This window comes from Herbaspirillum huttiense (assembly GCF_004367745.1).
In the GTDB taxonomy this organism is placed as follows: domain Bacteria; phylum Pseudomonadota; class Gammaproteobacteria; order Burkholderiales; family Burkholderiaceae_D; genus Herbaspirillum; species Herbaspirillum huttiense.
Window position 1 is genome coordinate 4,369,149 of sequence record NZ_CP037993.1, and the last position, 22,058, is coordinate 4,391,206.

The window sequence follows — 22,058 nt, forward strand, 5'->3', positions numbered from 1 at the left end:
GCGGGAGCGCTGCCCTCACGGCGAGGGCAGCACTCCGGCGCACGGGCTCATGCAGGCATGAGCCCCGGCAAACGGACCGTTCAGGCCAGCTTGCCGGTGTACTTTTCCAGCAGGGCCCAGGGCTCGTCGCCGAACTTCTTCTTCCACTCGGCATAGAAACCGGCACTGCGCAGCTTGGCGCGGAAGGAATCGGCATCGGCATTGTTGAAGGCCAGACCCTTGCCCTTCATTTCATCGACCAGCGAATCGTTGAGCTTGCGCACGTCGGCACGCTGGTTCATGGCGGCTTCGTTGATGATGCGGGCCATCATGTCCTGCAGGTCCTTGGGCAGGCGCTCGAAGGATTTCTTGTTGCCCAGGAACCAGAAGCCATCCCACATGTGGTTGGTGATGGAGCAGTACTTCTGCACTTCGTAGAGCTTGGCGGTGGAGATGATGGCCATGGGGTTTTCCTGGCCTTCCACGATCTTGGTCTGCAGGGCCGAATAGACTTCGGCGAAGTTGATCGAGGTCGGGGCCGCATCGAAGGCCTTGAACATCGAGGTCCACAGCGGGCTGGGCGGCACGCGCAGCTTCATGCCCTTGAGGTCGTCGGCCACCTTGATGGGCTTGGTGCTGTTGGTGATCTGGCGATAGCCGTTGTCCCAGATCTTTTCAAAGGCGAACAGTGTGGACTTGGCTTCGATCTGCTTGCGCACATGCGCACCCAGCTCGCCATCCATGGCCGGCCAGACCTGGCTGTAATCCTTGAAGGCGAAGCCGATGCCGGAGATCTGCGCAGCCGGCACCAGCGTGCCCAGGATCAGCGGCGAGAGCGTGAAGAAATCAATCGCGCCCGCACGCACCTGCGAGAGCATGTCGGTATCGGTGCCCAACTGGTTGTTGGGGTAGAGCTGCAGTTCGATGCGGCCCTTGGATTGTTCCGCGATGGCCGCGGCCATTTCCTTGGCGCGCGCATTCATCGGGTGCGTGACCGGCAGATTGTTGGCGTACTTGAAGGTGAACTCGGCCGCATGCGCCGAGGTCGATACCAGGCCGGTAGCGGCGGCAGCCGACGCCACCGAAGCCGTCTTCAGAAAATGGCGGCGCGTGATCTTGCCAGTGGATTGTTCCATCTGCTTGTCTCCTGTCTGTCTGTTTGTAATTTTGAAATTTGCTGAATCCGGCGCTACCAGGGCTTGCTGGATCGGGCGTGCAGCTCCCTGTCCCGGGTGGTCAACACTGCCTGTGCCTCGACAGAGCAAATTGGATGCCAAGCCCCCGGTCCTCCCTGGTCGGCATGGCCTCGCCCCGCTCCCTCAACGGCACTGCGCCTGTATTCTCTGCGATAAGGGCGGGCCTGTACAAGCACGCAATCATCGCCGCCCTCATTTATTTACGTGCAGCGGGGCTGCGACACCTGTCGCAGGAGTGTCGCTGCACTGTCGCAGGAATCGACACCTGTTCATGCTGCTCACCGGCAATAGTGATGCCTGCCGGCTGCTGCAGCGCAATGATTTACGTTAACGTAAAGTACGTGCTATCTTCATGCGGTCGGCGGGCACGGCCCTGCCCTGTTCCATTTTTTCCTGCATGTCGGGAATGAGCGGGCCGCCTGCCGAACACATCAGCACGCATCAACATCAACAACAAAGCGAGACCCGGCGCGGCTTTGCGCCGGCACTCTCAGGAGACGGGCAAGATGCAGGCCGGCACCTGGCGCGATGGCGCCATCACCGGCTGCGCGATGCCGAGGCAAGGGACCTTCGACACCGGCTGCATGCGGTGGCGCAAGCGGTCCTGCGCGTGGCACCGATTTTGCATATTGCCCCTGTGTGTAACGGAGCGACCCCGCTCCATTGACCCCGTGATTACGGACACAAGGACAACCCCATGACTGTTTCTGCATCCTCACCCTGCATCACCGGCTGGAACCATTCGCAGTTCGGCAAGCTCGACGGCATCGATCCGGAAGTGCTGATCGGCCAGGTCGCCAAGGCCGCCATCGAGCACGCCGGGCTGCAACCGGAAGACATCGACTCGGTGCACTTCGGTACCTTCAATGCCGGTTTCCTGTACCAGGACTTCCCTTCCTCGCTGGTCCTGAACACGCTGCCGCAGCTGCGCTTCAAACCCGCCACGCGCCTGGAGAATGCCTGCGCCACCGGTTCGGCGGCCATCCATTCGGGCCTGCAGGCGATCAAGGCCGGCGAATCGAAACACGTGCTGGTGATCGGCTTCGAGAAGATGACCGAGCTGGCCACCGCGCAAGTGGGCGAGGTCCTGCTCAAGGCCTGCTACGCCAAGGAAGAGGCGGGCATTCCGGGCGGCTTTGCCGGGGTCTTCGGCAAAATCGCACAGAGCTACTTCGATCGCTTCGGCGACCAGTCCGATGCGCTGGCGATGATCGCGGCCAAGAATCACAAGAACGGCATGGTCAATCCCTATGCTCACATGCGCAAGGATTTCGGTTTCGATTTCTGCCGCACGGTCTCCGACAAGAACCCGTACGTGGCCGGTCCGCTCAAGCGCACCGACTGCTCGCTCATTTCCGACGGCGCAGCGGCCCTGGTGATCAGCGCCGCCGATGTGGCCAAGTCCATGCCGCGTGCCGTGCAATTCCGCGCGGCGGTCCACGTCAATGATTTCCTGCCGCTGTCGCGCCGCGACCCGACCCGCTTCGAGGCCGCCGAGCTGGCCTGGAAGAAGGCGCTGGGTCAGGCCAACCTGAGCCTCGATGATCTCTCGCTGGTGGAAACGCACGACTGCTTCACCGTGGCCGAATTGCTGGAATACGAAGCCATGGGCCTGGCCCCGCACGGCCAGGGCGCGCGCGTGATTGCCGAAGGCATCACCGCCAAGGACGGCAAGCTGCCGGTCAATCCCTCGGGCGGGCTGAAGTCCAAGGGCCATCCGGTCGGTGCCACCGGTGTCTCGATGCACGTGATGGCGGCCATGCAGGCATCCCATGATGCGGGCGACATGCAGATCGCCAATGCGCGCTATGCCGGCGTGTTCAACATGGGTGGCGCAGCGGTGGCCAACTATGTGAGCATTCTGGAGCGTGTGAACTAACAATGCGGTAGCAGCAGCGGTGCGCCATCCTGGCGTTGAACGATGGCGCACCGCATGAAGTGATGTGCAGAAAAACAGAACAAGGCAGCACGCCAATTTCCATCAGAATTCCATCAGAAGAATCGGGACGAGTGAGACGATGTTAAGCAAAGTGATGAACCTGGGCCGCCTGCTCTCGGACGTGGCGCGCCGCTTTCCGGAGGAGCCGGGACTGATCCTGGCGCAAGGCGCAGCCGATGGCAGTGACCGCCTGATCCCCTGGCGCGAGATCAATGCCCGTGTCGATGCGCTGGCCCACGCCCTCACCCGGCGCGGCGTCAAGAAGGGCGACAAGATGCTGGTCCACTCGCGCAACAACCAGCAGATCTTCGAGAGTGCCTGGGCCGCCTTCAAGATGGGCGTGGTCTGGGTGCCGACCAATTTCCGCATCACGCCGCCCGAGGCCGCCTATCTCGGCCAGTCCAGCGGCGCCTGCGTGATGCTGTATGACCGTGGTTTCGCGCCGTATGTCGATGCGGTGAAATCCGCCTCGCCCACGCTCGAACACGTGGTGGCCCTGGCCGACGCACGGCCGGGCGAACTCGATTACGAAACGCTGGTGGCCGATGGCAGCGGCGAAACCTTCCGCGAGGCCGAAGTCGATTACGACGATCCGCTGTGGTTCTTCTATACCTCCGGCACCACCGGCCATCCCAAAGCCGGCATGCTCTCGCACGGCCAGATGGCCTTCGTGGTGACCAATCACCTGGCCGACCTGATGCCGGGACTCACGCATCAATCGCGCTCGCTGGTGGTGGCACCGCTGTCACACGGCGCAGGCGTGCATGCGGTGGTCAATACCGCGCGCGGTGCGGCCAGCATCCTGCTCTCTTCCGAACGGCTGGTGGTCGAGGAAGCCTGGCAGCTGGTGGAAAAATACAAGGTGGACAATCTCTTCACCGTGCCCACCATCGTCAAGATCCTGGTCGAAGATGAGTCGGTGGACCGCTACGATCACAGCTCGCTGAAACACGTCATCTACGCCGGCGCGCCCATGTATCGCGCCGACCAGATCCATGCATTGAAGAAGCTGGGCAAGGTGCTGGTGCAGTATTACGGCCTGGGTGAAGTGACCGGCAACATTACCTTCCTGCCGCCCTATTTGCACTTCGAGGATGACGCCCATCCGCAGGCACGCGTGGGGACCTGCGGCATGCCGCGTACCGGCATGCAGATCGCCATCCTGAACGAGGATGGGCAAGAGCTGGCGCCCTTCGAGACCGGCGAAATCTGCGTGCGCGGACCAGCCGTCTTCATGGGCTATCACAATAATCCGGAGGCCAATGCCAAGGCCTTCAAGCATGACTGGTTCCATACCGGCGACCTCGGGCATGTGGACAAGGATGGCTTCCTCTACATCACCGGACGTTCCTCGGACATGTACATCTCGGGCGGCTCCAACGTCTATCCGCGCGAGATCGAGGAAGCCCTGCTGACGCATCCGGCCGTCTCCGAAGTGGCGGTGCTGGGCGTGCCCGATCCCAAGTGGGGCGAAAGCGGGCTGGCGGTGATTGTCTGCAAGGCTGGCCAGCAGGTCGATGGCGAGGCCTTGCTGGCGCATCTGGAAACCCGCATCGGCAAGTACAAGTGGCCGCGCCGATTCGTCTACTGGGACAGCATGCCCAAGTCGGGCTACGGCAAGATCGTCAAGAAACAGATCAAGGCGCTGCTGGAAGAGCAAGGCGACTACCGCCTATGAAACTCTCCAGCCAACCAGGCGAGACCACGGCCAGCGCCGGTTTCCTGGCGGTGCGCAAGTTCCTTCATGCAGGCCAGCCAAGCTATCCGCGCACGCTGGACCTGGAGGCCGACCCGGCCGAGGAACTTCGTATCACGCTGCAACCAGGCACCCCGGTCGGCCCGGCCTTGCGCCGCGTGCTGGCACGCTACGGCCAGCGCGGCGGCGTCGGGCGACTGTGCGGCGGTACCGCGCGGCGCCTGCATTACCACCGCATCGAACAGACCGGCGATCCCGACCGGCCTTATGACTACGGACCACCGCATGTATTGGAAGGCGTCATCAGCTTCGTGACCGGCGCCATCACCATCGGCCAGAACGCCGATGGAAAAGTCTTACTGCATTGCCACTCAGGTTTCATCGATGGCGATGGCACGCTGCATGGCGGCCATCTGCTGCTCGACACGGTGGAGGTGGGCGACGATCCGCTCATCCTGCGCCTGTGCCTGTTCTCCCGCAGCGCCTTCGTCGTCAACAGCGATGAAGAGACGCACTTCAGTCTATTGCATCCGACACCCATGGAATGATGATGACGCTCCCCGCCCATGACAGCGACTCCCTTGACGACCACATCCACGTAGAACAGGGCCAGCTCGGCAAGCTGGTGATGGCCCGGCTCAAACCCAACCAGGACCTGACCGAAAGCGTGGAAGCGCTGTGCCGCCAGCATGGCATGGACAAGGCCATCGTGCGGGGCGCCATCGGCAGCCTCATCGATGCCCATCTGCAATACGCCACCCCGGCCGGGGTGCGTGCGATGGAGATCAACGGGCCGGGTGTGGAAATCCTCAACGTCTTCGGCGAAATCGGTTTTAGCGATGGACCGGGCAGCACTCATCCGCTGCAAGGTGTGGTGGCCGATACCGAGGGCCGCATCTTTGCCGGGCGCTTCGTGCGCGGTGCCAATCTCTCTTTCATCACCATCGAGATCACCCTGCAGGAATGGATTGCGGTCAAGCAATCCGAGGCGCTGCCGGCCTGAATCACTTTCCTTTCCCCCATGAAAAATGCCGCGCGGCTCATCACCGGGCGGCATTGTTTCATTCTTGGACTAACTATCGGATCAGGCTTCCGTATGCAGCGTGGCTTCGGCTTCCTGTTCGATCTCGACTTCGGCGCGCGCGGCTTCTTCTTCGCTCAGCAGGCCGCCTTCCCACTTGGCCACCACGGCCGAAGCGATCGAGTTGCCCACCGCATTGGTAGCCGAACGGCCCATGTCGAGGAAGGTATCGATGCCCAGGATCACCAGCAGGCCCGCTTCCGGGATGTTGAACTGGTGCAGCGTGGCGGCGATCACCACCAGCGAGGCGCGCGGCACGCCGGCGATGCCCTTGGAGGTCAGCATCAGCACCAGCATCATGGTGATCTGGGTGGAGATGGGCATGTGGATGCCATAGGCCTGCGCGATGAAGAGCGTAGCGAAGGTGCAGTAGATCATCGAACCGTCGAGGTTGAAGGAATACCCCATCGGCATGACGAAGCTTGAAATCTTGCGCTTGACGCCAAAGCGGTCCAGCGCATCCAGCAGCTTCGGATAGGCCGCTTCCGAGCTGGCGGTGGCGAAGGCCAGCAGGAAGGCTTCCTTGATCAGCGCCAGCAGGTGGAAGATGCGCTTCTTCAGGAACACGAAGCCCACTGCGATCAGGATCACCCACAGCAGCACCAGCGAGAAGTAGAAGTCACGCATGAAGACCGCGAAGCTGACCAGGATGTCCAGGCCATTGACGGCGACCGTTGCGGCCATGGCGGCAAACACCGCCACCGGCGCGAACTTCATGACGTAGACGGTGATCTTCAGCATGGTGTGCGACAGGTCGTCGATGACGAGCAGCAGGTGCTTGCCGCGTTCACCCAGCGCCGCCAGGGCGATGCCGAAGAACATGGAGAACACCACCACCTGCAGGATCTCGTTCTGCGCCATGGCTTCCACAATCGACTTGGGTACCAGGTGGTTGAAGAATTCCTTGACCGTGAACTTGCTGGTGGCCAGGCCCGCACCGGCAGCATCCGGCGAAGGCAGCGCCACGCCGGCGCCCGGTTGCAGCAGGTTGGCCATGATCATGCCCAGCGCCAGCGACACCAGCGAAGCGATGAAGAACCAGGCCAGCGACTTGCCGAAGATGCGGCCCACCGACTTGGCGTCGCCCATGTGGGCGATGCCCACCACCAGGGTCGAGAACACCAGCGGTGCGATGACCATCTTGATGAGGCGCAGGAACAGGTCGGAGGCAATCGAGATATAACCCGCCAGCTCCTTGGCCTCGCCCTTGTCGTAGTGATTGAAAATCAGGTAGCCGACCAGGATGCCCAGCAGCATGGCTGCAAAGATGTAGGCGGCTTGTGGAATGCGTTTCTTCATGTGTTCTCCTGCCCTCGCTCGCCACCGGCACGAGGCAGGTGAGAGGACGATGATGTAAGGCTTGCGGGCGGCGCCGGCCGGTGCGGTGACAGGGGCGCCATGCTTTTGGATGGTCAGAAAGCGTCAGTTTCTGATGAGAAACCCTGACCGTTTTTTCCCGCCGCGCGGAAAAAAGGACGAAGCTTATTGACTTATGCCCCCCGCCGTCAAGGCTAAGGAGGTAAAACTGCCCCAAAACGCAGCAAACCGTCCACAGGAGCCGGAATGTGGCGATTTTGCCAACATGCCTGAAGCCAACTTGTCAGCACTTTGTCAGCCACAAAACACCCGCCTGCAGGGGCGTCAGAGCGCGGTCGTCACCGGTGCCGTGGCGGCCGGATCGCTCATGCTGGGGCGGCCGGTTTCCAGATGGCCCGCCAGCCGGCGCAGCCAGTGCGGTTGCTCCTGCAGTTGCCACTGCAGGTCGTACCAGTGGTGGCTGGCCGCCAGATCCCAGGCGCTGCTGACGCTCTGCCCGGCCGGCACATGCAGCACGCGCGGGGAGTGGCCGTAGGCCAGATCGGTGACCGTGGCGATCAAGGGCGCCGGGCCGGGATTGAGCAAGCTGACGGTCAGCACGCCGCGGGCCGCATCGTAATGGCTGCGCAGTTCAGGTTCCGGCTGCGACGCGCTCCCGGCCTGCCCTGCGAAACGGCGGAAATAGCCGTTCGGTCCCCACACGCTGAACTGGTAACGGCCTCCGGCAGCAAGCGGCCAGCTGTCACCGAGCTGCTTGCCGGCCTCCACGGTATAGCCGCGCGGTGCGCTACCGAGGACATCGTCGTGGACCTGGAAATGCGCGCCCTGCCGGCCGACATTGTCGAAGCGCAGGATGTAACGGCCGCCCTCGCGGCTGCCATGCACGTGCAGCGCATAGGGCAAGGCACAGGCAGTCCGCACGCCCGCTTCCTGCGGGGCGATGGACAGCGCGGCGCCGGGTGCGGGCGCGCTGATGGCGACCGGACGTTTGCATTGCAGGTCGGAATCGGCCAGGTAGTGGGTGGTATCGGGCAGGCGCGGTGCCGAGGTATCGCGCCGGCTGAAATCCAGCGTCGAGCTGAGGTCGCCGCACACCGCACGCCGCCAGGGAGAAATGTTGGGCTCGATGACGCCGAAGCGGCGCTCGATGAATTGCAGTACGGACGTGTGATCGAACACCTGCGAATTGACCCGTCCGCCGCGCGACCATGGCGAGACCACGAACATCGGCACGCGCGGGCCCAGCCCGTAGGGCAGCTGGTCGGCGGTGAACTTGCCCTGCTGGCTCGCGGCCACCACGGCATGGCGCTCCAGCGCGATGTCCACCGTGCTCTTGCCGGAACCCGGCACCGTGGGCGCCTGCGGCGGGACCACGTGGTCGAAGAAGCCGTCGTTCTCGTCATACATGATGAAGAGCACGGTCTTGCTCCACACCTCGGGATTGGCGGTGAGCGCATCGAGGATGTCGGAGAGATAGCGCGCGCCATACAGCGGCGTGTAATCCGGATGCTCGGAATACACCGCCGGCGGCAGCAGCCACGACACCTGCGGCAGCTTGCCCTGCTCCACATCGGCCCTGAGCTGCGCCACGCTGCGGGTACTCATGCCGCGCGCGTGCAGTGAGGAACCGATGGGGGCATGCACGAAGTTCTCGAACGAAGCCAGCATGTTGGTGCCGTAGTTGCCACTGAACTTGTCGAAGTCAGTGCCCTGCTGGTAGACCTGCCAGGAAATGCCGGCCTGCTCCAGCCGTTCCGGATAGGTGGTCCAGGTGAAGGGCGGCAGCTTGGTGCTGCTGAACTGGTTGTCGATGTAGTCGGTATTGTCCAGCAGCGGTCCACCTCCGCTGCCCAGCGGATCGATCATGCCCGTCATCAGGTACATGCGGTTGGGATGGGTGTTGCCGGGAATCGAGCAGAAATACTGGTCGCAGACGGTGAAGGCATCGGCCAGGGCATAGTGGAAGGGAATGTCCTCGCGCACGTGGTAACCCATGCACAGATTGCCCTTCTGCTGGGCCCATTGATCGGCGCGTCCGCCGTTGATGGCACCCTGGGTGGTGGCCCAGGTGTGCGGCAGGCTGCCGACGCATTGGGCATTCATCGCCGGATCAGTGGTGTCGTAACGGAACGGTGCGATGACTGCGGCGGGATCCTCCTGACGTGGCTGGAACCAGACCGGACGGCCATTGGGCAGCGTCACCGGAAAGCGGTCGTTGTAGCCGCGCACACCGGACAGATGCCCCAGGTAGTGATCGAAGGAACGGTTCTCCTGCATGAAGACCACGATGTGCTCGACGTCCTCGATGCTGCCCGTGCGCACCTGGGGCGCGATGGCCAGGGCCTTGCTGATCGAGGCCGGCAGCAGCGCGGCGGCGCTGGCGGCACCGGCCACGCTGGCCGACAATCTTAGGAAATCGCGTCGACTGGTTCCGCCCATGATCCTGGTCCTCGTGCGGGCAGCCAGGCGCAACACGACCTTGCGGGCTTCGCCTGACTACACCGCTGGTATCGGTGAAGGCGAAAGTCTAAGTTTTTGATCTGACAGGACAATGACATCGTGAGACGCATCACGATGTCATCCGGACTATCCTGACTATCCGCGTCCTCAGGCCTGTTGCAGGGCGCTGTCCAGCAATTCGATCCAGTGCCGCACCGGCGTGTCGGTCCCGGATTGCAGGTGCGTGACGCACCCGATGTTGCCGGTGACGATCATGTCCGGATCGGTGGCCTGCAGCTTGCTGATCTTGTTGTCGCGCAGACGATAGGACAGTTCCGGCTGCAGTACCGAATAGGTGCCGGCCGAACCGCAGCAGAGATGGCTGTCCGCACACAGCTGCACATCCACGCCGGCCGCGCGCAGGATGCCCTCGACCTTGCCGCGGATCTTCTGGCCATGCTGCAGGGTGCAGGGCGGGTGATAGGCCACGCGCTTGCCGTTGAAATCCTTGAGCTTGTGCTGCAGCTGCTCTTCGAACTCGGGCAGGATCTCGCTGATGTCGCGCGTCATGCGGGAGATGCGGCGCGCCTTCTCGGCGTAATCCGGATCGTGCTGCAGCAGGTGCCCGTATTCCTTGACGGTGGCCCCGCAGCCGGAGGCATTCATGACGATGGTGTCGGCACGCACGCCGTCACGTCCTTCGATGTAGGGCCACCAGGCGTCGATGTTGCGGCGCATGTCGTCGAGGCCGCCGTCCTGGTCATTGAGGTGATAGCGGATGGCCCCGCAGCAGCCGGCCTTGGGCGGCGCGAACAATTGCACACCGAGGGCATCGAGCACGCGCGCGGTGGCACTGTTGATGTTGGGGGCCATCGACGGTTGCACGCATCCTTCGAGCAACAGCATCTGGCGCGCATGCGTGCGCGTGGGCCAGCTTCCCGCATCCTGCGGCAGCGGCACCTTGTTCTGCAACAGCTTGGGCAAGAGCGGGCGCACCATTTGCCCCGCCTTCATGGCCGGACGGAAGATCCACTTGCGCGGCACCAGCTCCTTCAAGGCAGTGCGCAGGACACGCTGGCCGAAGGGACGCTGCACCTGCTCTTCCACCACCTTGCGGCCGATGTCGACCAGGCGTCCGTACTGCACACCGGAGGGGCAAGTGGATTCGCAGTTGCGGCAGGTCAGGCAGCGGTCCAGGTGCGATTGCGTGGCGGCCGTGGCGGGCTTGCCTTCGAGCACCTGCTTGATGAGATAGATGCGGCCGCGCGGGCCATCCAGTTCATCGCCCAGCAGTTGATAGGTGGGACAAGTGGCGGTACAGAAACCGCAATGCACGCAGGAACGCAGGATGCTGTCGGCTTCCTCGCCGGCCTGGGTGTTGCGGATGAAATCAGCCAAGTTGGTCTGCATGATGATCGCTTGGAAAAGAGGCGCTTACAGGCTGGCGTACAGGCGGCCGGGATTGAAGATGCCCTGCGGGTCGAATTGCTGCTTGAGGCGGCGGTGGATCGTTTCCACCGCCGGCTGCAAGGGGTGAAAAACGCCGATGGCCTTGTCGCCGCCACGATGCAGGCTGGCGTGTCCGCCGACGGCGAGTGCCGCGGCACGGATGGCCACGGCATCCACATTCCCCTCCGGCCGCAGCCAGCGCTGTGCCCCGCCCCACTCGATGAGCTGGCGGCCGGGCAGGTCGATGGGCGGGGCCACCGAGGGCAGCGACAGGCGCCACAGCGGGGCTTGCGGATCGGCAAAGAAGGGGTGGGTCTGCTCGCGCAGGTCCATCCAGTAATCTTCCGGATTGCTTAATTCGGTGCCACCCATCTTTTTGATTGCTGAATCGACGGCAGCCTGTGCGCCCGACAAACGGATCGTGAGCACATTGTTGACCCAGGCGCTGGCCACCAGCGGCAGGGGTTGTCCTGCGCTCTGGTTGAGCAGGCGCAGTGCGCCTTCCTGGTTGATCTCGAAGACGCGGGTGCTGCTGGCGATGGGACGCGGCAAGACCTTCAGCGAGACCTGCAGGATCAGTCCCAGCGTGCCCAGCGAACCGGCCAGCAGGCGCGAGATGTCATAGCCGGCAACGTTCTTCATGACCTGTCCGCCGAAGTGCAATTGCTCGCCCTGTGCATCCATGAGCACCGCACCCAGTACGAAATCGCGCACGGCACCTGCGCTGGCGCGCGAGGGACCGGAGAGGCCGGCCGCGACCATGCCGCCGACGGTGGCCGCACCGCCGAAACGCGGGGGCTCCCAGGCCAGCATCTGGTTGTGCTGGGCCAGTGCCGCATCGATCTCGGCCAGGGGCGTGCCGCAGCGGGCGGTGATGACCAGCTCGGTCGGTTCATAGTCGATGATGCCGCTGTAGGGGCGCGTGTCGAGCAGGTCGCCGGCGGGCTCCTGTCCGTACCAGTCCTTGGTGCCGCCGCCACGGATCTGCAGGGCGCGGCCGGAGAGGATGCGTTCGCGGAAGGAGGCCAGCACGGCGTCCATGTCTTGTTGTGCTTGCATGGTCAGAATCTCGGCAGATCGGGAAAGCGCAGCTGGCCGCGCTGCACGTGCATCTTGCCGTACTCGGCACAGCGATGCAGGGTGGGAATGGCTTTATCGGGATTGAGCAGGAAGGCCGGATCGAAGGCGCGCTTCAACTTGAAGAAGGCCTCGCGCTCGGCGGGTGAAAACTGTACGCACATGGAGTTGATCTTCTCGATGCCCACGCCGTGTTCACCGGTGATGGTGCCGCCCACTTCCACGCACAGCTCCAGGATCTCGGCACCGAACAGTTCGGCGCGATGGAATTCGTCAGCGATGTTGGCATCGAAGAGGATCAGCGGATGCAGGTTGCCATCGCCCGCATGGAAGACGTTGGCGCAGCGCAGGCCGTATTTCTTTTCCATCTCGGCGATGCCCAGCAGCACCTGCGCCAGCTTCTTGCGCGGGATGGTGCCATCCATGCAGTAATAGTCGGGCGAGATGCGGCCGGCTGCCGGGAAGGCGTTCTTGCGGCCGGACCAGAAGCGCAGGCGCTCGGCTTCCGACTGCGAGCAGGCAATCGCCGTCGCGCCGCTGGCGTTGAGCACGTCGGTCATGCGGCCGATTTCTTCTTCCACCTCTTCCACGGTGCCATCGGATTCGCACAGCAGGATGGCTTCGGCATCGATGTCATAGCCGGCTTTGACGAAGGGCTCGACCATGCGCGAGCTGGTCTTGTCCATCATCTCCAGCCCGGCCGGGATGATGCCGGCGGCGATCACGTTGGCCACCGCATTGCCGCCTTTGACCACATCGTCGAAGGAGGCCATGATCACGCGCGCGGCCTGGGGCTTGGGCACCAGCTTGACGGTCACTTCGGTGACCACGCCCAGCATGCCTTCGGAACCGATGAAGACGGCCAGCAGGTCCAGGCCCGGCGCATCCAATGCACCGCTACCGAGCTCCACCACCTCGCCTTCGATGGTGACCATGCGCACGCGCAGCACGTTGTGCACCGTCAGGCCGTATTTCAGGCAGTGAACGCCGCCGGAATTCTCGGCCACGTTGCCGCCGATGGAACAGGCGATCTGCGAGGACGGGTCCGGCGCGTAATACAGCCCGTGCGGGGCTGCTGCTTCGGAGATGGCCAGGTTGCGCACGCCGGGCTGGACCACGGCGGTGCGCGAATACTTGTCCATCTTGAGGATCTGGTTGAACTTGGCGGTGGAGACCACCACGCCATCAGCGATGGGCATGGCCCCGCCCGACAGGCCGGTGCCGGCACCGCGCGGCACGATCTGCACCTGCAGCGCGTGGCAGGCCTTCATGATGGCGATGACCTGCGCCTCGTTCTCGGGCAGCACCACCACCATGGGCAACTGCCGGTAGGCGGCCAGGCCGTCGCATTCGTAGGGGCGGGTGTCTTCCTCGTCGAACAGCACGCAGTGCGCGGGGACGACCCGGCGCAGGGCATCGACGACTTCGCGCTGGCGGGCCGGCGCGAAGGACGGTTGGGCGGGAGCATTCATGCTGGACCTCGGCGGTAAGCTAGGCAGGCGTGCGGCGCTGGATGTCCCTCTTCTTGCATCCGGTGCTGCGGCTCACGCTGTCTCGTTTGTTGTCAGCCCGCATGGGGCGGGCTTTTTCAGTCCGACAAGTGTAACGAATTTTGCCGCCCTGCACGGTGCCGTGTTGCCTGGCGGCCCACTGAAAAGAATTTCCGGCCGCCGTGAATTATTTTCAGGGCGGCCGGACGGGATGGGCGATACAAAGCCGGGTCAGATGTTGCGGAAGGCGTTCTGCATCCAGCTGATGAAGGTATCAACCTCGGGCCGCTCGCGCACGGCGCGCTCGTAGACCACGTAATACGCATGTGGTGGGGTGCGCAGGCGCACGTCGAACAATTCCACGATCTCGCCCCTTGCCAGCAGTTCTTCGGCAAAGTGCTGGCGCGTCAGGCCAATCCCGTAGCCGTGGCGCACCGCTTCCAGCAGCAGGCCCAGGTCGTCCACGCGCAGGCCGGACGAGGGTTCCACCCAGTCCTTCAGGCCAGCCGCTTCGAACCAGGGCTGCCAAGGTTCCAGCGCCGAGCGCAGCAGGGTCGCATGCTGCAGGTCGGTGGGCGACTTCATCGGCGGCAGGGTCTTCAGGTAGCCGGGGCTGGCCACGGCGAAGGCCGGTTCCTCGAACAGCTTCTCGGTGATGATGTTGGGATAGTTGCCGGCACCGAAGCGGATCTCGACATCGCTCTCCGAGAGCGACAGGTCATACAGCGGTACCGAGAGATACAGTTCGACCACGATCTCCGGATGGCGCTGGGTGAAGTCGGCGATGCGCGGCATGAGCAGGTGGCGCGCGAAGGTCGGCGGCAGCATCACCTTGATCTTGGGCTGCACGGCCGCATTGCGGTGGGGCATCGGGAAATCGGTCAGCGTGCGCAAGGCGCTGCGCACCACATCGAGATAGCGGCGGCCGAATTCGGACAGGCCGATGGAACGGCCATCGCGATAGAACAGGCGCTCGCCCACGAAATCTTCCAGCAGGCGGATCCGGTGCGACAGCGCCGACGGGGTGATGCACAGTTCCTCGGCGGCGATCGCAAACGAGTTGTGACGGGCTGCCGCTTCGAAGGCGGACAGGGCGTGAACGGGGGGAAGGCGGGTGGCCATGAATGGTGGATTCCTGCTGCGGTTCAAGCAAAACTGATGAAAACTAACACTGCGTTGCCGAAAAACTAAAAGGCCAGGCGCGTAAAACTAAGTTTTTCTCCCCTGGCCTGCGTGATACAGCGACCTCACTGTTCCCAGCGCAGGATCTTGCCGGGGTTCATGATGTTCTTCGGATCAAGCGCATGCTTGATGGCACGCATGACGGCAATGGCACCATCACCGTGTTCCTGGATCAGGAAATCCATCTTGTGCAGGCCGACGCCGTGTTCGCCGGTGCAGGTGCCATCCATGCCGAGGGCCCGCGCCACCATGCGGGCGTTGACGCCTTCGGCGCGGGCGATGTCGGCCGGGTCGTTGGGGTCCACCATCATCTGCACGTGGAAGTTGCCATCGCCGACGTGGCCGATGATGGCGTGAATGAGCCCCTGCTCTTCGCAATCGGCCTTGGTGGCCAGCACGCATTCGGCCAGGCGCGAGATCGGCACGCAGCAGTCGGTGGAAATCGCACGGGCACCGGGGCGCAATTGCAGCAGCGCGAAGTAGGCGTTGTGACGGGCGGTCCAGAGACGGGTGCGATCTTCGGGGCGGGTGGCCCATTCGAAGCCGAGCGCATGGAATTCCTTGGCGATATCCTGCACCAGCTCGGCTTGTTCCTTGACGCCGTTCTCGCTGCCATGGAATTCGAACAGCAGCAGCGGGTTGACCGGCAGGTTCAGCTTGTCGTGGGCATTGATGGCGCGCACGCCATTTTCATCGAGCAGTTCCACACGCGCCAGCGGCACGCCCATCTGGATGGTCTGGATGACGGTATTGACCGCATCGGCCACGCTGGGGAAGGAACAGATCGCGGCCGAAATGGCTTCCGGCTGCGGATACAGGCGCACGGTCACTTCGGTGATGATGCCCAGGGTGCCTTCGCTGCCCACGTAGACGCGGGTCAGGTCGTAGCCGGCCGAGGATTTCTTGGCACGGGTGCCGGTCTTGATGATCTCACCTTGGGCCGTGACCACCGTCAGGGTCAGCGTGTTTTCCTTCATCGTACCGTAGCGCACGGCATTGGTACCCGACGCACGGGTCGATGCCATGCCGCCCAGCGAGGCATCAGCACCCGGATCGATGGGGAAGAACAGGCCCGTGTCCTTGATCTCCTGGTTCAGCTGCTTGCGGGTCACGCCCGCCTGGACGGTGGCGGTCAGGTCTTCGGCGTTGACGGCCAGGACCTGGTTCATCTGCGACAGGTCCACCGTGACGCCGCCCTGCAGGGCCAGCACGTGGCCTTCCAGCGAGGTGCCGGCGCCGTAGGGGATGATGGGGGTGTCGTACTGGCTGCAGAGCTTGACGAAGGCGGCGACTTCCTCGGTGCTGTGGGCGAAGACCACGGCGTCCGGCAGCATGGGATCGTAGGAGGATTCGTCGCGGCCGTGGTGCTCGCGCATCGCCAGGGTGGTGGAGCAGCGCTCGCCGAAGAGGGCCTTGAGCTCGTCGAGCAGGGCCTGGGGCACGGGGCGTTTCAGTTTCCGGGCGTCAACTAGGTGGTTCATGCAATGTCTCTCAGGGGTCTGGTGTCTCGGTGTTCTTATGGTCTTGTGCGGGGAAGATGCAGGGCCGGTGAAGCGGCATCCCCTGCCGCTCCAGTGGACTGACCACTGATCCAATCGATGAATTTTACTCTCTTGCCGACTTTAGTTTGCGCAAATGTCCCCCTCCATGCTGCGTGATCGGACAAATCAAGTGAATTGTTTACGCCTTTTTCCAGCAGACGCGTCACGGCTCGCAGCGCATGGGAAGCGCTTGCCTTGGACGGGCCTTGCGCTTAAGCTCCCCGGCGGATCAACAAGGAGCAATGATGGGCAACCGACTTTCGAAGATCGCCACCCGCACCGGCGATGATGGCAGTACCGGACTGGGCGATGGCAGCCGCGTGGGCAAGGACAACCTGCGCATCCAGGCGCTGGGCGATGTGGATGAGCTCAATTCGCAGCTGGGCCTGCTGTTGTGCGAGACGCTGCCGGCTGCTCTGCGGGAGGAACTGGTGTCGATCCAGCATGACCTCTTCGACCTCGGCGGCGAGCTGTGCATCCCGGGCTATACGGTGCTGGCCGATGCGCACCTGGCCCGGCTGGACGCCCTGCTGGAAAAGTACAACGCCACCCTGCCCCCGCTCAAGGAATTCATCCTGCCGGGTGGCTCGCGCACGGCCGCGCTGGCGCACGTATGCCGCACCGTGTGCCGTCGCGCCGAGCGCAGCGTGGTGATGCTGGAGAAGGCCGAGACCGGCGTGAATGCGCCGGCGCGGCAGTATCTGAATCGTCTCTCCGACCTGTGCTTCGTGCTGGCGCGCGTGCTCAACCGGGAGGCGGGTGGACAGGATGTGCTGTGGGAGAAGGGACGGGAACGCTGATTGCGTTCTCACTGCGGGCAGTGAAGGCAGCGCTGCAGCAACACCGCCTTCTGCCTGCGACAGCTAGCGGGAGCCGTCCACCGGCTTGCTGCGCGCCAGACGCCAGGCGATGGCACCCAAAGCCGCCACGGCAATGATCAAACCCACCCACAGCACGATGTTGCGGGTACTGGCCGAAGCGGCCGCCGCGCTTTCCTGTGCCATCGGCAGCCGTGCTCCCAGCGTGGCGTTGCCCATCTCGGGGGTTGCCCCCATCAGCAATTCCGCTGTCGGCTGCGCCACCGGTGCCAGCGCCGCATCGCCCGCGCCCATCCTGAAGGGCGGAGATCCCCGTGCCACGAAAGTCAGCTGCGCCGGCCTCCAGCCCAGGCTCACTTGCGGCAAGCCGCTGCCCAGACCGCCATTGCGCGTGTCCACCAGGATCCGCCAGTTGCGCTCGGGCGTGACCTGGAACTGCAACGGTGCGGAACGCTCCTCGCCTGACTTGCCTTGCAGACGGAATACGCTGCCCGTAGCGACTTCCCGCCAGGGTGCCTGGGCCTCGCTGCGGCTTTGCAGGCTGACCTTGGCGATGGTATTGGGCTGCGGCAGATCGATGCGCACGCTTTCGGCCGGATAGACTCCGCCGCTCTCGAACAGATATTCGCCTGCCAGACTGCCGGTGCGTACCTGCGCGGCAGCCTGCCAGCGCAGAGCAGGCGCATCGTTCCCGGGGACCGCTTCCACCACAACGATCTCGGCGTCGATCGCCGTGATCTCGGGCACGCCATCCGGCCAACTCAGCCGCAGGTAGCGCTGCCGCAATCCGTCCAGCGGCACCCGCTCCTGGCGCAACTGCTTGCCATTCGAGGATGCCTTCAGCAAGTCGGCTTCCGCCACGTTGTGCCATTGCGTCAGATCGGCACTGCTCTCGACCTGGACACGGCCCTGATATTGCGTCACGCCCAAATGGATCTGCAAGCCGCTCACCGACGCTTCCCGCCCCAGATCGACCAGCACCGACTCGTCAGCCCCGCGCGGCGCGGCCGGTGCGCCGACCTCGGCACGCAAGCTGCCGTCGGGCGCAATCGAGACACCCAGGCGAGGCTGGCCACCCGCTCGGTTGGCGGCGGGCACGGCAAACCAGGTCACCGGTGCCGGCACCACGCGTTTGACCGGAGCGGGAACGGTGGCCGCCTCCAGTGAGAACGGCACCCGCTCTCCGGCACCGTTGACGATGCGCACATCGCCCAGATCGCTGCGCTGGCTGGCCGCGTAGATCTCGGATGGCAAGCGCATGCGGTAATACGGACCGCTGCCGCTGAGATTCACTTCGTACCATTGCACAGCTTCCACCGGCGCGGCTTCCCTGGCGTGGGCGCTGAACGCCAGCAAGCCCGCGCACAAACTCATCAGCATCGATTTCATGGCGTGACCTCCTCGGCGGCAGCGCGCTTGGGCGGCAAGGGCGAGAAATACCCCACCAGCAACAGCAGCACACCGACCCCGATGAACGCGACGATGCGCTCCAGGCCCTGGATGCGCGACAGGTCGAACAGGAACAGCTTGATCACGGTCACTCCCAATAACGCGCCGCCGACGAACCACAGGATGCGCAGGCCGCGACGCGTGGCAATGACCTGCGTGGTGAGAGCACACAAGGCCCAGAACACCGTCAGCGCCGCCTGGGCCAGCGTCGAGTGCGAGATGTCAGCCAGCGTGTAAGGCAGACCGGTCCAGTGATGCAGGGTGCGCAGCAGCATGGCGTTGAGCCAGAGGAAAGCCGTCGCGCCCACCGCGCTCATCAGCGCCGTGCGATACGGCGCAAGCAAGCTGGTCAGGCTGGCCAGGCGCGCGAGCCAGAAAGCGATCAGTGCATAGATGGCCAGCAGGACCGCATCCAGCGGATTAAGCAAGGGCAGCCGCATCCAGTCGCCACCGGCCTCGGTAAGGTTGACGTTGATCGTCCACAGCCACAGCACCAGCATCAGCGGCAGCGAGGCCAGCACGCACAGCTTCTGCAGGCGTTCGCTGCGGACCAGCCACAGCGCGGCAAAGGCAAAGACACCCCAGCCCAGCATGAAGACCTGTTGCCAGCGGAACGAGGCCAGCACGGCAGCTACTTCATATTCCACGCCGAAATAGTGATGCAAGGTCCGCAGCAGCAGTGCGTTGAACCACAGGAAGACCGTGGCGAACGCCAGATAATTCACTTCCAGCGGCGGCTGGCCCACCTCCAGCTGGCGCAAACGCCCTATCCATGCGGCCACGGCCAAAAAGCCCAATAATTGCGCCACATCCAGGGGGTTCAACAGCGGCAGCCAGAACAACGGCGAGGCATCGCCGTCGCTCAGCGCACTGCCGATGCTCCACACCCACAACAGCAGCGCCAGCGGTGCCGCGCCCCAGACCTGATAGGACCAGGCCTGCACGGCGACCGGCCAGCGCAGGCGGGTGCCCAGGATCGAGACTGCCAGCAGGCACAGTCCCACTCCACAGGCCCAGGCGCTCCAGCTCCACGCGCCTTCGGGGACGAACTCACGCAAGCGCCAGTAGCCCTCGAAGGCCAGCAAGGCGCACAGCATCCAGAAACTCAAGAGGTGCTGCAGGGCATACGGCGGCCAAGCGGAGGTCTGGCCGCGTTCGTGCTCGCCTTCCAGGTGCCACAGGATGGCATAGGTCGAGACCAGTGCCAGCGGCCAGGCCAGCCAGCCCCATCCGGTCAGCGGCGCAGCTTGCGTCATGAACAAGCCCAGGGTCAGCAGACCCAGCACCGGTGCCAAGGCCTGCTCGACGCGCCGGGCCAGGGGCCAGGCCAGCAGGCGGCGTGCGGCGTGGGCCAGCCAGGCGGTGAGGATGGCCCACAGCACCAGCGCAGGCAAGATGAACGGGACCAGCGCCTCCGGTGCCAGCGTGGCGGCGTGCGCCTGGATTTCGCGCAGGCCGGCAGCGGCCCACCAGCACAGGCCCCACACCGCAGCGGCCATGCCCACTTCGGGCAGCGATGCATGCCAGCGGCCCGCATCGCTGCGCACCTGCAGCCACCAGCCGATGAACAGGCCCGCCAGCGCAATCATCAGCATGGCCAGGAAGCCGGTATGGACGACCGGCATCAACACCGCACCAGGCGGCTCGCCCCAAGACGCCAGGAACGCCAGCGCCGCCACAAGCTGCATCAGCAAGCCGGACAGCAGTGCCAGCAGCCGACGCTGGCGCACTGCCATCCACACCAGGGCCGCGCCCTCGATCGCCCAGGCGGCCCCCGTGGTCTGGCCGGAGCAGGCGAAGGGAATGGCCAGCGTCGCGAAGATCACACCCAGGACCAGCATTGCATCGAACAGCAAACCCAGCCGCTGCCGCCAGCGCACCAGTCCGGCTGCGGCCAGCAGATAGAAGGCCGACAAGGCAACCGCACTCCACGCCAGGCCGAAGGGCATGGACTTGACCAGGGCCGCCTGCAGCGCGGTGGCCGCAATGGGCGTGCCGAATACCAGCGAGCCATCCACGTAGTGCCGCACCACGCACTCGCGCCGCAAGGCATACAGGAGCGAGATTCCGACGTACATGAGGAAGAACAGCACCAGGAAGGCTTCGGTACTGGCGAAGTGTTCCGGTGCGTAGGCGGTCGCGCCCCAGATCGAACCGATCACGAAGGTGAAGGAAAATCCCAGCAGGTTGAGCGCGCGCCAGGCCTTGAACCAGGCGATGGCAAAGATGCCGGCATTGAGCAAGGCGTAATAGCTGAAGAGCGCGACATGGCTGCCACCGCCGCTGCTGACCAGCACCGGGGCCAGGAAACCGCCTGCGCTGCCCATGAAGGCCAGCACCGCCGCATCCTGCCGGATCGCCAGGAACGCGCTCAGGGCGCAGATCACGACCATCAGCGGGAGAGCCATGCCCGAGGGAATCAGCGCATACAGTTTGACGGCAGCAAACACCGTCAGATACAGCACCCCTACCCCGCCGCCTTGCAGCACCAGTCCGTACACGGTGCGGCGCTCGCGCAGGTGCCAGCCGGCTCCCAGCAGGACGGCAGCACCGAGGGCAGTACCGGCCAAGCGGAATTCGATCGGCAGCAGGCTGTTGCTGGCGGCGTACTTGAGCAGGAAGGCTACGCCGAAGAAGAGCACGATGATGCCCACGCGCACCACCGTGTTGCCGCCCAGCAGCCAGTCCCGCGCGGCATTGAAGGCGCGCTCCAGCAGGTCCGGTGCCGCGGGCGCAGCGGGCTTGGCAGGGAGGGATGGCGGCAGTTCAGGCTCGCTCCCTGCAGCGCCAGTCGCCAGCGGAGCGGCTTGTTGTTCGTGCGAGGTCTGTGGTTCTGCCTCAGCCGAGGCGAGCGGGACAGGCGCTGGCGGCAAGGTGGCGGTGACGGGGATGCGGACTTGATCGTGGGAGCGTACTTCTGCAGGGAGCTCCACCTCGACAGGCGGCTCAGGGGGGCGCAAGGTAATGCGGCGATTCCTGTCGCAGCCGCTCCACTTCTTCACTGAGCATCGCGACCCGGTCTTCCAGGTGCTTCACGCGGGCGGCCAGGGACGCGGAAGGTGCCGTACCGGTGAATGCGGCGGATGGCTCCTCCTGCTGGCTACCCGCAAACAGCACATTGCCGAGCCAGAAGCCCAGCCCAGCCATGATGGCCACCGTAGAACCGATCGACCAATCACTGGCCAAGGCCAGCACAAAGCCCGTCATACCACCGACTATCGCCGTCACCCATCTCATGGGTCTCTCCTCGTTTGAATTCTTGCAGGAAGATTTCAAGAGCGCCCATGCGAAGCCGCCGGCCACCCCACAAATTATTTCCAAAAGGAAATTATTTTAATTGATGAGGTCTTGGACCGGCGTGGCCACAGGATGTTCAACGGATGAGAAAACGCGCCGCATCTCCCG

The 22,058-nt window shown here is 64.1% G+C and carries 14 protein-coding genes and 1 pseudogene; 5 read left to right on the plus strand and 10 right to left on the minus strand.

Going from position 1 to position 22,058, the window contains the following annotated elements; all coding sequences use genetic code 11:
* Positions 1–80: 80 nt before the first annotated feature.
* Positions 81–1,115 carry a TRAP transporter substrate-binding protein gene (locus E2K99_RS19515; RefSeq protein ID WP_134223268.1) on the minus strand — a complete coding sequence of 345 codons (1,035 nt, stop codon included), beginning with the start codon at positions 1,113–1,115 and terminating at the stop codon, positions 81–83.
* A gap of 757 nt (positions 1,116–1,872) precedes the next feature.
* On the opposite strand from E2K99_RS19515, the gene E2K99_RS19520 reads away from it, so the two are divergent.
* From E2K99_RS19520 to E2K99_RS19535, 4 genes are all read left to right on the plus strand, one after another.
* A complete protein-coding gene (locus E2K99_RS19520; protein ID WP_134223269.1) occupies positions 1,873–3,054 on the plus strand; it encodes an acetyl-CoA acetyltransferase in 1,182 nt (393 codons plus the stop codon).
* Between the two features lie 121 nt (positions 3,055–3,175).
* The gene (locus E2K99_RS19525; RefSeq protein ID WP_276321834.1) at positions 3,176–4,792 is read left to right on the plus strand and encodes an acyl-CoA synthetase; all 1,617 of its coding nucleotides are present in this window, start codon (positions 3,176–3,178) and stop codon (positions 4,790–4,792) included.
* Entirely contained in the window at positions 4,789–5,358 is a 570-nt protein-coding gene (locus E2K99_RS19530; RefSeq protein WP_134223270.1) for a PPC domain-containing DNA-binding protein, read from the plus strand. The genes E2K99_RS19525 and E2K99_RS19530 overlap by 4 nt, the downstream gene beginning before the upstream one ends.
* A gap of 2 nt (positions 5,359–5,360) precedes the next feature.
* Positions 5,361–5,813, plus strand: coding sequence for a PPC domain-containing DNA-binding protein (locus tag E2K99_RS19535; RefSeq protein WP_240733769.1), 453 nt, complete (start codon positions 5,361–5,363; stop codon positions 5,811–5,813).
* An 81-nt stretch (positions 5,814–5,894) separates the two neighbouring features.
* Here the strand turns inward: E2K99_RS19535 and E2K99_RS19540 are convergent, their stop codons facing one another.
* The 7 genes from E2K99_RS19540 to E2K99_RS19570 all read right to left on the minus strand — a co-directional run bounded on the left by E2K99_RS19540 (position 5,895) and on the right by E2K99_RS19570 (position 16,326).
* Entirely contained in the window at positions 5,895–7,190 is a 1,296-nt protein-coding gene (locus E2K99_RS19540; RefSeq protein ID WP_121043809.1) for a dicarboxylate/amino acid:cation symporter, read from the minus strand.
* A 342-nt stretch (positions 7,191–7,532) separates the two neighbouring features.
* On the minus strand, positions 7,533–9,647 hold the full coding sequence (locus E2K99_RS19545; RefSeq protein ID WP_134223272.1) for a phosphocholine-specific phospholipase C: 2,115 nt from the start codon (positions 9,645–9,647) through the stop codon (positions 7,533–7,535).
* 168 nt (positions 9,648–9,815) lie between these two features.
* On the minus strand, positions 9,816–11,057 hold the full coding sequence (gene glcF, locus E2K99_RS19550) for a glycolate oxidase subunit GlcF (RefSeq protein WP_134223273.1): 1,242 nt from the start codon (positions 11,055–11,057) through the stop codon (positions 9,816–9,818).
* 24 nt (positions 11,058–11,081) lie between these two features.
* Positions 11,082–12,155, minus strand: coding sequence for a glycolate oxidase subunit GlcE (glcE, locus tag E2K99_RS19555; protein WP_166675086.1), 1,074 nt, complete (start codon positions 12,153–12,155; stop codon positions 11,082–11,084).
* Positions 12,156–12,157: 2 nt separating this feature from the next.
* A complete protein-coding gene (locus E2K99_RS19560) occupies positions 12,158–13,645 on the minus strand; it encodes an FAD-linked oxidase C-terminal domain-containing protein (protein ID WP_039786927.1) in 1,488 nt (495 codons plus the stop codon).
* A gap of 249 nt (positions 13,646–13,894) precedes the next feature.
* On the minus strand, positions 13,895–14,785 hold the full coding sequence (locus tag E2K99_RS19565) for a LysR substrate-binding domain-containing protein (protein WP_039786924.1): 891 nt from the start codon (positions 14,783–14,785) through the stop codon (positions 13,895–13,897).
* Between the two features lie 125 nt (positions 14,786–14,910).
* Complete coding sequence (locus E2K99_RS19570) at positions 14,911–16,326, minus strand: FAD-binding oxidoreductase (protein WP_088755702.1); 1,416 nt, start codon at positions 16,324–16,326, stop codon at positions 14,911–14,913.
* Positions 16,327–16,631: 305 nt separating this feature from the next.
* Between E2K99_RS19570 and E2K99_RS19575 the strand changes: the two genes are divergently transcribed.
* The gene (locus E2K99_RS19575) at positions 16,632–17,186 is read left to right on the plus strand and encodes a cob(I)yrinic acid a,c-diamide adenosyltransferase (RefSeq protein WP_134223275.1); all 555 of its coding nucleotides are present in this window, start codon (positions 16,632–16,634) and stop codon (positions 17,184–17,186) included.
* A 63-nt stretch (positions 17,187–17,249) separates the two neighbouring features.
* Here E2K99_RS19575 and E2K99_RS19580 read toward each other — a convergent pair whose 3' ends face one another.
* Together E2K99_RS19580 and E2K99_RS19585 are read right to left on the minus strand one after the other, a co-directional pair.
* Entirely contained in the window at positions 17,250–18,593 is a 1,344-nt protein-coding gene (locus E2K99_RS19580; RefSeq protein WP_134223276.1) for a DUF3999 domain-containing protein, read from the minus strand.
* Positions 18,590–21,890: pseudogene (locus tag E2K99_RS19585) on the minus strand (DUF2339 domain-containing protein). The gene E2K99_RS19580 and the pseudogene E2K99_RS19585 overlap by 4 nt, the downstream one beginning before the upstream one ends.
* Between the last annotated feature and the right edge of the window lie 168 nt (positions 21,891–22,058).